Source organism: Paraburkholderia bryophila (assembly GCF_003269035.1).
Taxonomy (GTDB): Bacteria; Pseudomonadota; Gammaproteobacteria; order Burkholderiales; family Burkholderiaceae; genus Paraburkholderia; species Paraburkholderia bryophila.
In genome coordinates this window covers 406,110-419,655 of record NZ_QLTK01000001.1, presented here as the reverse complement: position 1 = coordinate 419,655, position 13,546 = coordinate 406,110, and the positions used below count along the sequence as shown (strand labels likewise).

Here is a 13,546-nt window from a genome sequence, read left to right as displayed (position 1 = left end):
GGCGAGGGCGGCCAATGAGCGGCGTGTTGCTAGCCGACCGCTACATATCGCCCATGACCGAAGGCGATCTGGACGAGGTCGCGGCCATCGAAAAGATCGCCTATGAGTTTCCGTGGAGCCGCGGCAATTTCGGCGACTCGCTGCGCAACGGCTATTTCGGCATCTGCCTGCGTCATGTGACCGGCGCGCTGATCGGCTATTGCGTGCTGATGCCGGTGGTCGACGAAATGCATCTGCTCAACCTGTGCGTGACGCCTGCCGCGCAGGGCGGCGGCGCCGGTCTCGCGCTACTGCGCGAAGCGGTGCGGATTACCCGCGCCGAAAAACTCGAAGGTCTGCTGCTCGAAGTGCGGCCGTCGAATCATCGCGCGATCCGGCTGTACGAGCGCTTCGGTTTTGCGTCGATCGGCCGGCGTAAAAATTATTATCCGGCGCGGCATCGCAGCCGGGAGGACGCCATCGTGATGCGTTTCTCGTTTGCCACGGAGGGCGCAGATGGCGCTGCATGATTCGGTACTGGAAGAGTTCGGCCTCGCGCCGCGGTGGGTGCGTCGTGGAATGGCGGCGCAGCCGGCGGCTGTGTCTGAAGCGACCGAGGCGGCCAGCGGGCACGATGCAGCCGGCGCAGCCGCGGTTGAGCCGGAGACGCGCCACGCGGCCGACAGCGACGCGGCTGGGTCGCGGTCGGCCGCACGCGATCGCGCCGCGCCGACGCGCGTAAGCGAATCATCGCGTCCGGTACAGGACGGCCGACCAAACGAGCGCCGTACGCAACCAGCACAACCTGAAGCCCAAACCCGCTCGCAACCGCCCACCACCGCAACGCTGCATCAACCGAAGCCGCCAACCCAGCCCGCGCCAGCATCGCGCGCGCCTGAACAATCGTCGTCATTCGACGCCCCGCCCGACGACGATTTCGCGTGGTTCGACGATCTGCCAACCGAGGTGCCTGGGCACGGACACGCTCCGTCCGAACCCCGTCGCGAAGCCCCCCAACCGCCGGCAATCCACACGCTCGACTGGGACGCGTTGAGCGAGCGCGTCGCCGGCTGCCAAAGCTGCCGGTTGTGCGAGAAACGCACCAACACGGTATTCGGCGTCGGCGATCACAACGCCGACTGGATGCTGATCGGCGAAGCCCCCGGCGAGAACGAAGACCGTCAGGGCGAGCCGTTCGTCGGCCAGGCGGGCAAGCTGCTCGACAACATGCTGCGTTCGCTGACGCTCGCGCGCGACACCAACGTCTACATCGCCAACGTGATCAAGTGCCGGCCGCCCGGCAACCGCAATCCCGAGCCGGATGAAGTCGCGCGCTGCGAGCCGTATCTGCAGCGTCAGGTGGCGCTGGTCAAGCCGAAGCTGATCGTCGCGCTTGGCCGCTTCGCCGCGCAGAGTCTGCTGAAGACCGAGGCGAGCATTTCGTCGCTGCGCGGCCGCGTGCACGAATACGAAGGCGTGCCGGTAATCGTCACCTATCACCCGGCATATCTGCTGCGCAGCCTGCCCGACAAGGCGAAGGCATGGGCCGACCTGTGCCTCGCGCGCGACACGTGGCGCGCGGCCGGCGGCGCGCCCGCGAATCCGCCGAAGTGACGAGCGCCGATGGCCCGGCGGCATACGTCGCCGTCGTGCCCGGCGCTTGCGCCGAAACGCTCGACATGCTCGACACGCTGCTGACCAGTTTGCGTGAGCCCGCCGTGCGCGATCTCGCCTGGTTGCTGCTGAGCGCCGATCTGTTGCACCCGCAACCACCGGCGGGCGTGCTCGCGATGCCGTTCGACACGCCACAGGAGTTTGAAGCGACCGTCGCGTGGCTGCGCGAGCTCGACGCCGCGCCGGCACCTTTGCTGCACGATCTGACGGCCACGCGCATCACGCGTCTTGGCCGTTACGCCGAACGACTGCTCGGCTGGTTCTTGCAACACGGACCGGCGGCGCGGCTGATCGCAGCGGGCGTGCCGCTGCGGCAAGACGGCGTCACGCTCGGCGAGTGCGATTTTCTGCTGCAGACGCAGCACGGCGCGCGGCTCCATTGGGAGCTAGCGGTGAAGTGCTATCTGCATGCCGGCGCGGGGCGCGGCATGCTGGCGGACTACGTCGGGCCGAATCTGAAAGACCGCTTCGATCTCAAGCTCGCGCATGTGCTGAATCATCAATTGCCGATGAGCGCGCGTGAAGCGTTCGCGTCGACCGGTTACGCGGGGCCGTGGGCGCCGCAGATGTTCATCAAAGGCTGGCTGTTTTACCGGCACGGCGAGACGCCGCCCGATCCCGTCGAACTGGATCCGGCGCATGGGCGAGGGTGGTGGGTGACGCGCGGCGATTGGCCGGGATTCGCGGCGGCGCACGCGTGCAGGTGGCGGACCTTGCCGCGCCTGGAGTGGCTCGCGCCGAGGCGCTACGAGCAGCCCGATGCGGATGTGGCGAAACACACGCTGGTCGATGCCGACACGCTTGCCGCACAGATTTCGCAACAGCACGGACCGGTAATGGTCGTCGCGTTCGACGAGGACGGCGAGGGCAGTCTGACGGAACGCTCGCGCGGGTTTATCGTGCCGGACGAATGGCCTGAGCAGGCTCAGGCTTACGCGCGGCAGTAGCAGCGATAGCAGCGGGCGCAGGCGCGCGCAGCCATCCTACTCCCTCACCACCACCGGTAAAAGTGATGCACCGGCCCAACCCCGCTGCCCACGTCTAACTGATCGCTCGCCTGCAGCGCGCCGGTCAGATACAGCTTCGCGTCGGCCACCGCGCTCGCCAGATCGTCGCGCTGCGGAATCAGCGCTGCAATCGCAGACGACAACGTGCAGCCCGTCCCATGCGTGTTCTTCACCGGCACACGCGGTCCGCCAAGACGCAGCGTGCCGCCCGCTTCAATCAGCCAGTCCGGACTATCCGTCGCGCTCAAATGGCCGCCCTTCATCAGCACCGCACGCGCACCGAGCGCCCGCAGGGCTTCGCCTTGCTCGACCATGCCGGCTTCGTCGGTTGCACTGGGCACGCCGAGCAATGCGGCGGCTTCCGGCAGATTAGGCGTCAGCAGATCGGCGAGCGGCAGCAGTTCATCGCGTACCGCCGCCACCGCATCCGGCAGCAGCAGCGCGTGATTGCTCTTCGAAATCATCACCGTGTCGAGCACGATGTGTTTGGGCTTGTGACGCCGCAACGCATCCGCGACCGCTCGCGCGATCGGCGCGTTCGCCAGCATGCCGATCTTCACGGCGTCGAAGCGGATGTCGTCGAACACCGCGTCGATTTGCGCCGTCACGAAGCCGGGGTCCGGCGCGTGAATCGCCGTGACGCCGCGCGTGTTCTGCGCGGTCAGCGCGGTGATCACGCTCGCGCCATAGGCGCCGAGCGCCGAGAAAGCCTTCAGATCGGCCTGAATGCCGGCGCCGCCGCCGGAATCGGAGCCGGCGATGGTCAGCACATTGGGAATCGGTTGAGTCATGGCAAAGCGAGGAAAAGAACGGCGCGGAGGAAGGCGCGGGCGCTAGCGGCAAAAGCGGGCGACCCGCTGCGAATCAGTGCCTGGCTTCGCCGATCAGCGCGACCGAGTCGAACTCGCGCTGATTCGCCTGATGGCGCCGCATCACGAGCCACATCATCAGACAGACGAAGGTGCCGAACAGCACGATCACAGCCGTGACCGGCACGTCGAGCCACACCAGCACGGCGTAGAGGCACAGCATGACGAGCACCGAGAGATTCTCGTTGAAATTCTGCACGGCGATCGAGTGACCCGCCGACATCAGCACGTGCCCGCGATGCTGCAGCAGCGCGTTCATCGGCACGACGAAAAAGCCCGACAGACCGCCGACGACCATCAGGAAAATATACGCGACGATCAGGTAGCCCGGCACATGCACGCGGCCGAAATACAGGCCCCAATGAACCGGGAACAGGCTGCGCGTGTAGAACGCCATCAGCATCACGGCAATCCCCATCATGATGCCGACCGGCAGCACCGACAGCGACTTCTTCAACGGCACGCGCGAGGCGGCGAAGATCGCACCGGCCGCCACGCCGACCGCGACCACGGCTTGCAGGATAGCCGCTTCGGACAGCGACATGTTCAGCGACACTTCGGCCCACTTCAGCACGATGAATTGCAGCGTCGCGCCGGCGCCCCAGAACAGCGTGGTGACCGCGAGCGAAATTTGCCCCAGCTTGTCGCGCCACAGCACGAGAAAGCAGTCGGCGAAATCGGTGACGAGTTTGATCGGCCCGCGTTCCTGTTTCGGATAACGCGCGCCGGTGTCGGGAATGCGCAGATTGAACAGCGCGGCGATGATGTAGATCGCCATGATCACCAGCATCGCTGCTTCGGCCGGCGTATTGACCGTGGGAATGTGCTGCCTGAGGATCGGCGCGGCGATGTGCGGACTGATGAGCGCGCCGCCCAGTACCGTGCCGAGAATGATCGAGCCGACCGTGGTGCCTTCGATCCAGCCGTTCGCGGCGACCAGCCGGTCAGGCGGCAGCAGTTCGGTGAGAATGCCGTATTTGGCGGGCGAGTAGGCCGCCGCGCCGAACCCCACGATGCCGTACGCAATCAATGGATGCGCGCCGATCAGCATGGTGATGCAGCCGACGACCTTGATGGTGTTGGTGACGAACATCACGCGCCCCTTGGGGCGCGAATCGGCGAAGGCGCCCACGAACGCTGCCAGCACGACGTACGACAGCACAAAGAACAACTTGAGCAGCGGCGTCATCCAGTTCGGGGCGTGAAGATCTTTCAGCAGTGCAATAGCAGCGATCAGAAGCGCATTGTCGGCCAGCGACGAGAAAAACTGCGCGGCCATGATGGTGTAAAAACCTTTTTTCATCTGATGCGATGCTGTCCTCGCTGCGGTCTGTCCGCCCCGGTGCCGTGTGGAAGGCGTCCGGGCTTATACCGTTCGAAATGGGTTGTGCGCACGGCTTTATATCACGAAAATAGCTGGATTCGGACTAGCAAAATCCTTGATCGCACCGCCCAGCGGGCTGCCGAGCGTTGAAAACGCCCTGTAAGCCGCTGATTCGCAAGCGTCTTTACGAAAATATCCCATGCCGCGCCCCCTTTCAGCCACGATCCATACCGCCGCACTCGCCAATAATCTCGCAGTCGCCCGCCGCTACGCGTCGAAATCCAAGATTTGGGCGGTCGTCAAAGCCAATGCTTACGGGCACGGTCTCGCCCGTGCTTTCCCTGGTCTGCGTGCCACCGACGGCTTCGGTTTGCTGGACCTCGAAGAGGCCGTGAAGTTGCGTGAATTGGGCTGGGCCGGCCCGATCCTGCTGCTCGAAGGTTTCTTCCGTCCGACCGATATCGACGTGATCGACCGTTACAGCCTGACCACCGCGCTGCATTCGGACGAACAGTTGCGCATGCTCGAAATGGCGCGGCTGTCCAAACCCGTCAACATCCAGTTGAAGATGAACACCGGCATGAACCGCCTCGGTTATACGCCGGAGAAATTCCGCGCCGCGTGGGAACGCGCGCGCGCCGCTCAGGGCGTCGGCCAGATCACGCTGATGACCCATTTTTCCGATGCCGACGGCGAGCGCGGCATCGGCTACCAGATGGAAGCGTTCGAGCGCGGCGCGCAGGGCATTGCCGGCGCGCGCAGCCTGTCCAACTCGGCGGCCACGCTGTGGCATCCGGCCGCGCACTTCGACTGGGTGCGCCCGGGCATCATCCTGTACGGCGCGTCGCCGTCGGGCGTGACGGCCGCGATCCAGGGCACGGGCTTGCAGCCGGCCATGACGCTCGCCTCGGAGCTGATCGCCGTGCAGACCCTGAGCGAAGGGCAGACGGTGGGCTACGGCTCGTCGTTCAAAGCGCGCGGGCCGATGCGCATCGGGGTGGTGGCGTGCGGCTACGCGGATGGCTATCCGCGCGTCGCGCCGGAAGGCACGCCGGTGATCGTCGACGGCGTGCGCACGCGGATCGTCGGCAGGGTCTCCATGGACATGCTGACCGTCGACCTGACGCCGATTCCGACCGCCAATGTCGGCTCGCGCGTCGAGCTGTGGGGCACCTCGCTGCCGATCGACGACGTCGCGCAGGCCTGCGGCACGATCGGCTACGAGCTGATGTGCGCGGTCGCGCCGCGCGTGCCGGTGCGAGCCGAGTAAGACATCAATCCAGAAACAGCAACTCAGGCAATCTCGCGCGTGGCTAAACCCAAGACTCTGTACATCTGTAGCGAATGCGGCGGTCAATCGCCGAAATGGGCGGGCCAGTGCCCGTCATGCAATGCGTGGAACACGCTGGTCGAGTCGGTGGCGGAAGCGCCGTCCACGCACCGTTTCCAGTCGCTCGCCAAAAGCGCGCCGGTGCGCCGCCTCGCCGACATCGAAGCGTCCGACGTGCCGCGTTTCTCCACCGGCGTCAGCGAGTTCGACCGCGTGCTCGGCGGCGGTCTGGTGCCGGGCGGGGTGGTGCTGATCGGCGGCGATCCGGGCATCGGCAAATCCACGCTGCTGCTGCAATCGCTCGCGGAAATCGCCGCCGACAAACGCGCGCTCTATATCAGCGGCGAAGAATCGGCCGCGCAGATCGCGTTGCGCGCGCAACGGCTGTCGTTGCTCGAGCCTGGCTCGAAGGCAAGCGAGCTGCAACTGCTTGCGGAAATCCAGCTCGAAAAGATCCAGGCGACGATCGCGGAGCATCAGCCCGACGTCGCGGTAATCGACTCGATCCAGACCGTTTATTCCGATGCGCTGACCTCCGCGCCGGGCTCGGTCGCGCAGGTGCGCGAGTGCGCCGCGCAACTGACTCGCATCGCCAAGCAGTCGGGCACCACCATCATCATGGTCGGCCACGTCACCAAAGAGGGCGCGCTGGCGGGACCGCGCGTGCTCGAACACATCGTGGATACCGTGCTGTACTTCGAGGGCGACACGCACTCCTCGTATCGTCTCGTGCGCGCCATCAAGAACCGCTTCGGCGCGGTCAACGAGCTAGGCGTGTTCGCGATGACCGAGCGCGGCTTGCGCGGTGTGGCCAATCCGTCGGCGCTGTTTCTGTCGCAGCACGAGCAGTCGGTGCCGGGCTCCTGCGTGCTGGTGACGCAGGAGGGCACCCGGCCGCTGCTGGTCGAGGTGCAGGCGCTGGTCGACGCGGCCAACGCGCCGAATCCGCGGCGGCTCGCGGTCGGTCTCGAACAGAACCGGCTCGCGATGCTGCTGGCCGTGCTACACCGCCACGCCGGCATTGCCTGCTTCGACCAGGACGTGTTTCTGAACGCGGTGGGCGGCGTGAAGATCACCGAACCGGCGGCCGACCTGGCCGTGCTGCTGGCGATTCATTCGTCGATGCGCAACAAGCCGCTGCCGAAAGGCCTCGTCGTCTTCGGCGAAGTGGGGCTGGCCGGCGAGATCCGGCCGTCGCCACGGGGTCAGGAGCGTCTGAAGGAAGCGGCCAAGCTGGGCTTTTCCATCGCGGTCATTCCGAAGGCCAATGCACCGAAACAGCCGATAGAAGGCTTACAGGTCGTTGCGGTCGAACGGATCGAGCAGGCGATCGACCGGGTCCGCACGCTCGAATAGACGGGGCTTCGGCGCCGGTGGGCGCCGTGCGGACCGCGCCGGACGGTAATGGCCGGTAAATATCTCCATATTGTCTGTAACCTGTCCGCCCTACCTTTTTCCTAAGCTGCAAGCGTATTGCATTGCCGTATGCATCGCTTCAGATGCCAGAAAAAGGATCGCGCCTTGAAACAGTCATGTGAAACCGTAGTCGACCGGTCCATCCAGGTGCGCGGCTGCCGCGTCTCCGCACCGATTCGCCAGCCTTGGGGCGGCGCCTGCCGGATCGTCGAGTGGATCGATACGACCGGGCAGATTTCACGTCGGGTAGTGGCCGAAGATGCCACCGCCGCCGAGGTGCGCGCCACGATCAATCGCCATGTGGAAGGCCGCAAGTTCGTGCTGTACGACGACGAGAAAACGCCGCGCCAGACGCTGCCTCGGCAGACGGCGGCGAGGCGGTGAGGGGCGCGTGTTGGGTCTCGGGTATAGCGCTTCGGGTGCCCAGAGCCGAGAGCCGAATACTGAATGCCAAGCCCTGAGTGCTGAGCTCCTGGATGCTAAGCGCCAAGCCCAAGCCCCTTTGCCACGAACCTCACACTCAGTTGAACCCGCGTCGTAATTCCACGCGCGGCTGCGACTCACCCTGTTCCTGCTTCTTTTTCTTCGCTTCGATGGCGCGCTCCGCCTCTGCCGCGGCTGCCAACGCCGCCGCGTAGGCCTGCGGATTGAACAGCGGATGCTGCGCGGCTTCCGCCGCCGTCAGCACCGGCGAAACGCAGCAGTCGAGCGGCTCCAGCAGCAGAACCCAATCTTTCAGCGCACGCTTGCCGATCAGCCCGCCGAGCTCCTGCGTCAGCGCAGCGGCGTCCGGGCCGCCGATCGCCTGGCCGAGGCTCCAGTGACGGGTTGCCCACTCGGGCCGGTCCAGCGCCATGCACAGGGTTTCCCAAAACTTCAGTTCGAGCGCGCCGACCGCGAGCCAGCGCTCGTCGAGCGTGCGGTACAGGTTGTAGCAGGGCACGCCGCCGTTCAGCAGGCCGGTGCCGGCGGCCGGTGCGGCGCCTTCGTTGGCGAGCGAGACCTGCGCGATGACATTGTGCGCATGGGTGACATGCGTCATGGAGACATCGACGAAGCGGCCTTCGCCGCCGCGCGACACATGCCACAGCGCGGCGAGAATCTGCGTGACCGCGCTCAATGCGCCGCCGAGCAGGTCGGCGATCTGGAAATTCGGCAGGATCGGCGTACCGTCGCGGCTCGCCAGTTGTTCGAGCACGCCCGCGTAGCCGATGTAGTTCAGATCGTGGCCGGCATGATCGACGAACGGGCCGCTCGCGCCATACCCGCTGATCGCGCAGTAGACGAGCCGTGGATTGAGCGCCCGCAGCGTTTCGTAGCCGAGGCCCAGCCGCTCCATCACGCCTGGCCGGAAACTTTCGATCAGCACGTCCGATTCAGCCGCGAGCGCACGCAACACGTTGCGGCCGGCGTCGGACTTGAGGTCGAGACGGGTCTCGCGCTTGCCGCGATTGACCAGCCGGTAGAACGCGCCGGGCCGCCCGGCGACCCGGTCGCTCGACGACTGCATCATGGTGCGGGTCGGGTCGCCCGCACCGGGCGCTTCGATCTTCAGCACGTCGGCGCCGAGTTCGGCGAGTCGCAACGCGGCGACCGGGCCGGGCAGCAGGCGCGTCAGGTCGAGCACGCGCAGTCCTTGCAGCGCGGGCGGTGCCGCGCTGGACGATGACACGGATGATGCTGTCGCGGATGACAAGGCCAACCTCCCGTCGCTACCGGCGCGGATCCAGATCCGCCTGCCGCTAGCCGATTTGCTCGAGTTCCTCGTGAGTCTCGAGCCATTCGGCTTCGAGCGTTTCGAGGCGCGCGTTCACATCTGCCTGACGGCGGATCGCCTCCGTCAGTTTGCTCTTCTGTTCGGGCTCGTAACTGGCCGGATCGACGACGAATGCGTCGAGCTTCGTCTTTTCGGCGTTGAGCGAGTCCATTTCCTTTTCGATCTTGCTAATGCGGTTTTGCAGCGGTTTTTTCAGGTGCCCGAGCTTCTGACGCGTTTCCGCTTCGAGACGCCGCTGCTCCTTGCGATTCACGCTGTTGTCCGCGGCGCTCTCGGCGTTGCTTGCCGCCGAGGCCGCCGAACTCGCCTTGAGCGCCGCGCGCTGTTCGGCCGCATGTTGCAGCAGCCAGTCACGGTAGTCGTCGAGATCGCCGTCGAATTCCTGCAGACGATGCTTCGCGACCAGCATGAACTGGTCGGTCGTGGCGCGCAGCAGATGGCGGTCGTGCGACACCAGAATCAGCGTGCCTTCGAACTGCGCGAGCGCCATGGTGAGCGCGTGACGCGTTTCGAGATCCAGGTGGTTGGTGGGCTCGTCGAGCAGCAGCAGATTCGGCTTTTGCCAGATGATCAACGCGAGCGCGAGGCGGGCCTTTTCGCCGCCGGAGAACGGCGCGATTTTCGACGTGGCCATTTCGCCGGAAAAGTTGAAGCTGCCGAGGAAGTCGCGCAGTTCCTGCTCGCGCGTGTCCGGTGCGAGACGCGCGAGGTGCTGCAAGGGGGTGTCGTCGGCGCGCAGCGTTTCGAGCTGATGCTGCGCGAAGTAGCCGATCCGCAGCCCCTTGCCTTCGCGCACGTGGCCGCCGAGCGCCGCGAGCGTGCCCGCGAGCGTCTTGATCAGCGTGGACTTGCCCTGGCCGTTCGCACCGAGCAGGCCGATGCGCTGGCCGTTCTGAATGGACAGCATGACGTGCTGGACGATCGGAATCTCGACGCCGTCCTGTTCGTTGCGATACCCGCAGCGCACGTCTTCCATCACCATCATCGGATTCGGCGCGGAGTCGGGCGTGCGGAACTCGAACGTGAACGGCGACGTGGCGTGCGCCGGCGCGATCATTTCCATCTTTTCCAGCGCCTTCACGCGGCTCTGGGCCTGACGCGCCTTGGTGGCCTGCGCCTTGAAGCGGTTGATGTAGCTCTGCAGATGCTCGACCGTGCGCTGCTGCTTCTCATACGCGCTCTGCTGCAGCGCGATCTGCTGCGCGCGCAGGATTTCGAATTGCGAGTAGTTGCCGCCGTAGCGCTTGATCTGCTGGTGCTCCAGATGCAGCGTGACGTTGCAGACCGAGTCGAGGAATTCGCGGTCGTGCGAGATCACGACGAGCGTGCCCGGATACCGGTTCAGCCAGTCTTCGAGCCAGACGATCGCGTCCAGATCCAGGTGATTGGTCGGTTCGTCGAGCAGCAGCAGATCGGAGCGGCACATGAGCGCCTGGGCGAGATTCAGACGCATGCGCCAGCCGCCCGAGAAGCTGCTGACCGGCTCGCGGGTCTGGTCGAGCGTGAAGCCGAGGCCAAGCAGCAACGCTTCGGCGCGTGCGGGCGCGGTGTAGCCGTCGGCGTCGGCGAAGGCGGCGTGCGCTTCGCCTTCGGCCGCGCCGTCGTGTGCGGCGGAGGCCGCGGCGATCGCGGCTTCGATCGCGCGCAGGGCCGCGTCGCCGTCTAGCGTGTAGGCGAGGGCGGTTTTGTCGGCGGCCGGGGTTTCCTGCGCGACGTGGGCGATCTGCCAGTTGGGCGGCATGGCGAAGTCGCCGCCGTCCGCGTGCAGTTCGCCGAGCAGCACGGCAAACAGCGTCGACTTGCCCGCACCGTTCGCTCCCACGAGGCCGGCCTTTTCGCCGGGGTTGAGGGTGAACGTGGTGTTGTCGAAGAGCGGCTTGGTGCCGCGCGCGAGGCTGAACTGATTAAAGCGGATCACGAAGAGGCCGGCTGGAGAAAAACGCTATTTTAGACTGCCGGGGCGGACACCGGGCGCTCAACGGGGATCGGCCATTCGGCCGACTGTTGCGGCGCGGCTTTTGGCATAGACTGGCAGCTTTTACGGGGGAGCACACATGGCATCGATTTACTCTTTTTCGGCACATACGCTCGGCGGCGAGGAAGTGAGCCTCGAGCAGTATCGAGGCAAGGTTTTGCTGATCGTCAACACGGCGAGCGAATGCGGCTTCACGCCGCAGTATGCGGGCTTGCAGAAGCTGTTCGACACTTACGCGGCGCGCGGACTGACGGTGCTCGGCTTTCCGTGCAACCAGTTCGGCAAGCAGGAGCCGGGCGACGCCTCGGCAATCGGCGACTTCTGTCAAAAGAACTACGGCGTGACCTTCCCGATGTTCGACAAGATCGACGTGAACGGCGCGAACGCGCATCCGTTGTTTCGCTATCTGACCGAAGAGGCGCCGGGTCTGCTGGGTCTCGAGGGGATCAAATGGAATTTCACCAAGTTCCTGATCGGCCGCGATGGCAGCGTGGTGAAGCGCTACGCGCCGCTGACCAAGCCTGAGTCGATCACCGAGGACATTGAAAAGCAGTTGTGACGGGCTGGCGGCGGAGCGGCGCCGTGGTCGTTGTAATCGCCGAAGCCGAAACTGAAGCCAAAGCCGAAGCCGAAGCCGAAGCAACGCGCGGCCGCGGGCGAACCACCGGGGCGACGCCTACAGCACCGGCGAGAACAGTCGCGCCACATGCATCAACACCCGGCGCAGCGCACTCGCATTCCGATACTCGGTGCGGTCGATTTCACGCGACTCGGCGAAGTCGTTCAGCAGCATCGCTTCGACCTCTTTGGCAAAGCTGCGGTCCACGGTCAGCACCATGATTTCGAAGTTCAGCCGGAACGAGCGGTTGTCGAGATTCGCGCTGCCGATGGCCGCGGCCACGTTGTCGATCAGCACCACTTTCTGATGCAGGAAGCCCGGCTGATACCGGAAGATGCGGATCCCCGCGCGCACCGAATCGTACGCATAGAGTTTCGACGCGGTGAATACCACGCGGTGATCGCGCCGGCTGGGAATCAGAATGCGCACGTCCACGCCGCGCAGCACCGCGAGCCGCAACGCGGCGAACACGGCTTCGTCGGGAACGAGGTAAGGCGTGGTGATCCAGATCCGCTCGCGCGCCGCATTGATCGCCTCGACGAAGAATAGCGAGCAGGTCTCCTGCTTGTCGGCCGGTCCGCTCGGTACCACGAGACAATGCATGCCCTGGCTCGCGCTCTGATCGGCCGGGGGCTCTGCCGGCATGTCGAATTCGGGCAATTGCTGGGTGGCCCAGTGCCAGTCTTCGGTGAACACGAACTGAATGCTGGCGACCGCCGGGCCGCGCACTTCGATATGCGTATCGCGCCACGGCGACAAGGGCGGCTTGCTGCCCAGATATTCGACGCCCACGTTATGGCCGCCGACAAACGCACGTTCGCCGTCCACCGAAACGATCTTGCGGTGATTGCGGAAGTTCAGTTGCAGACGGTTCACGAAGCGCCGGTTGGTCGCGAACGGATGCGTCTCCACGCCGGCCGCGCGTAGCGCCGCCACGTAGCGGTGCGGCAGATCGAAACTGCCGATGCTGTCGTACAGGAAGTACACGCGCACGCCTTGCTGCGCTTTCGCGATCAGCGCGTCCTTGAGCATGTCGCCGAGCGCGTCGTCGCGAACAATGAAGAATTGCACGATCACATAGTGACGCGCGTTTTCGATCGCTTCGAAAATGGCTTCGAACGTCGCCGCGCCGTTCACCAGCGTGCGCACCGAATTGCCCGGCAGGAACGGCATGCCGCCGAGCCGCGTGAGCGAATGCACGAGCCGGGCGCCGAGTTCCTGGGTAGGCAGTCCCGCGGAGGAAGCCCGCCTGTCCCATTCCGGCGGATGCGCGCGCGTGCGCAGCAGTTCGTTCTCGACGCGGCGCGCGTCGGCATAACCGGCGAATTTGCTGCGGCCGAGGAACAGGTACGGCACCAGCGTCAGATAAGGCATCGCGACTAGCGACACGGCCCACGCGATCGCCCCTTGCGAGGTGCGCGTGTTGAGAATCGCGTGGCACGCCGCGATCACGCCGAGAAGGTGGGCGAGGGCGACCAGCGGACCGACGTGAAGCAGGTCGAATTGCATAGGCAGACGAAGGGTTGGCGAAACGCGGCTCAAGCCGGGTGGATGAGCGGCGGGTAACTGACCGCGC

12 protein-coding genes are annotated in these 13,546 nt (G+C 65.4%); 7 read left to right on the top strand and 5 right to left on the bottom strand.

The genetic code is table 11. The features are described from left to right. The first annotated feature begins 14 nt into the window (after positions 1-14). Genes rimI through BX591_RS01825 form a run of 3 tightly spaced genes read left to right on the top strand, consistent with a single transcriptional unit; the run spans position 15 to position 2,600 of the window. Positions 15-509 (top strand): ribosomal protein S18-alanine N-acetyltransferase, encoded by a 495-nt coding sequence (gene rimI, locus BX591_RS01835; protein ID WP_035546235.1) that lies wholly within the window; start codon positions 15-17, stop codon positions 507-509. Next, positions 496-1,593: a uracil-DNA glycosylase gene (locus BX591_RS01830; RefSeq protein ID WP_111929031.1), complete on the top strand. Its 1,098-nt coding sequence runs from the start codon at positions 496-498 to the stop codon at positions 1,591-1,593. The genes rimI and BX591_RS01830 overlap by 14 nt, the downstream gene beginning before the upstream one ends. Next, positions 1,590-2,600 (top strand): DUF1853 family protein, encoded by a 1,011-nt coding sequence (locus tag BX591_RS01825; RefSeq protein WP_420849317.1) that lies wholly within the window; start codon positions 1,590-1,592, stop codon positions 2,598-2,600. Before BX591_RS01830 ends, BX591_RS01825 begins: the two co-directional genes overlap by 4 nt. 44 nt (positions 2,601-2,644) lie before the next feature. Here BX591_RS01825 and thiD read toward each other — a convergent pair whose 3' ends face one another. Together thiD and lplT are read right to left on the bottom strand one after the other, a co-directional pair. After that, positions 2,645-3,451, bottom strand: coding sequence for a bifunctional hydroxymethylpyrimidine kinase/phosphomethylpyrimidine kinase (gene thiD, locus BX591_RS01820; protein ID WP_111929030.1), 807 nt, complete (start codon positions 3,449-3,451; stop codon positions 2,645-2,647). A 73-nt stretch (positions 3,452-3,524) separates the two neighbouring features. Further along, complete coding sequence (gene lplT / locus BX591_RS01815; RefSeq protein ID WP_111929029.1) at positions 3,525-4,832, bottom strand: lysophospholipid transporter LplT; 1,308 nt, start codon at positions 4,830-4,832, stop codon at positions 3,525-3,527. A 220-nt stretch (positions 4,833-5,052) separates the two neighbouring features. On the opposite strand from lplT, the gene alr reads away from it, so the two are divergent. The 3 genes from alr (at position 5,053) to BX591_RS01800 (ending at position 7,983) form a co-directional block, all read left to right on the top strand. Then, a complete protein-coding gene (gene alr / locus BX591_RS01810; RefSeq protein WP_111929028.1) occupies positions 5,053-6,123 on the top strand; it encodes an alanine racemase in 1,071 nt (356 codons plus the stop codon). Positions 6,124-6,162: 39 nt separating this feature from the next. Then, positions 6,163-7,539 carry a DNA repair protein RadA gene (radA, locus tag BX591_RS01805; protein WP_111929027.1) on the top strand — a complete coding sequence of 459 codons (1,377 nt, stop codon included), beginning with the start codon at positions 6,163-6,165 and terminating at the stop codon, positions 7,537-7,539. A 165-nt stretch (positions 7,540-7,704) separates the two neighbouring features. Beyond that, positions 7,705-7,983 (top strand): DUF2866 domain-containing protein, encoded by a 279-nt coding sequence (locus BX591_RS01800; RefSeq protein ID WP_111929348.1) that lies wholly within the window; start codon positions 7,705-7,707, stop codon positions 7,981-7,983. A 136-nt stretch (positions 7,984-8,119) separates the two neighbouring features. Here the strand turns inward: BX591_RS01800 and BX591_RS01795 are convergent, their stop codons facing one another. Beyond that, positions 8,120-9,241: a CaiB/BaiF CoA transferase family protein gene (locus tag BX591_RS01795; RefSeq protein ID WP_244146902.1), complete on the bottom strand. Its 1,122-nt coding sequence runs from the start codon at positions 9,239-9,241 to the stop codon at positions 8,120-8,122. 100 nt (positions 9,242-9,341) lie between these two features. Beyond that, positions 9,342-11,294, bottom strand: a complete 1,953-nt coding sequence (locus BX591_RS01790; RefSeq protein WP_111929026.1) for an ATP-binding cassette domain-containing protein — start codon at positions 11,292-11,294, stop codon at positions 9,342-9,344. Positions 11,295-11,430: 136 nt separating this feature from the next. Here BX591_RS01790 and BX591_RS01785 point away from each other — a divergent pair, with 136 nt between their 5' ends. Beyond that, positions 11,431-11,910: a glutathione peroxidase gene (locus tag BX591_RS01785; protein WP_111929025.1), complete on the top strand. Its 480-nt coding sequence runs from the start codon at positions 11,431-11,433 to the stop codon at positions 11,908-11,910. A 117-nt stretch (positions 11,911-12,027) separates the two neighbouring features. Here the strand turns inward: BX591_RS01785 and cls are convergent, their stop codons facing one another. Continuing rightward, complete coding sequence (gene cls, locus BX591_RS01775) at positions 12,028-13,479, bottom strand: cardiolipin synthase (RefSeq protein ID WP_111929023.1); 1,452 nt, start codon at positions 13,477-13,479, stop codon at positions 12,028-12,030. Positions 13,480-13,546: the final 67 nt, after the last annotated feature.

What these genes read in the sequence shown, in the direction of transcription:
- rimI (WP_035546235.1), top strand. Translation starts at nt 15, where the DNA reads ATGAGCGGCGTGTTGCTAGCCGACCGCTACATATCGCCCATGACCGAA.
- lplT (WP_111929029.1), bottom strand. Translation starts at nt 4,832, where the DNA reads ATGAAAAAAGGTTTTTACACCATCATGGCCGCGCAGTTTTTCTCGTCG.
- BX591_RS01830 (WP_111929031.1), top strand. Translation starts at nt 496, where the DNA reads ATGGCGCTGCATGATTCGGTACTGGAAGAGTTCGGCCTCGCGCCGCGG.
- BX591_RS01785 (WP_111929025.1), top strand. Translation starts at nt 11,431, where the DNA reads ATGGCATCGATTTACTCTTTTTCGGCACATACGCTCGGCGGCGAGGAA.
- thiD (WP_111929030.1), bottom strand. Translation starts at nt 3,451, where the DNA reads ATGACTCAACCGATTCCCAATGTGCTGACCATCGCCGGCTCCGATTCC.
- alr (WP_111929028.1), top strand. Translation starts at nt 5,053, where the DNA reads ATGCCGCGCCCCCTTTCAGCCACGATCCATACCGCCGCACTCGCCAAT.
- cls (WP_111929023.1), bottom strand. Translation starts at nt 13,479, where the DNA reads ATGCAATTCGACCTGCTTCACGTCGGTCCGCTGGTCGCCCTCGCCCAC.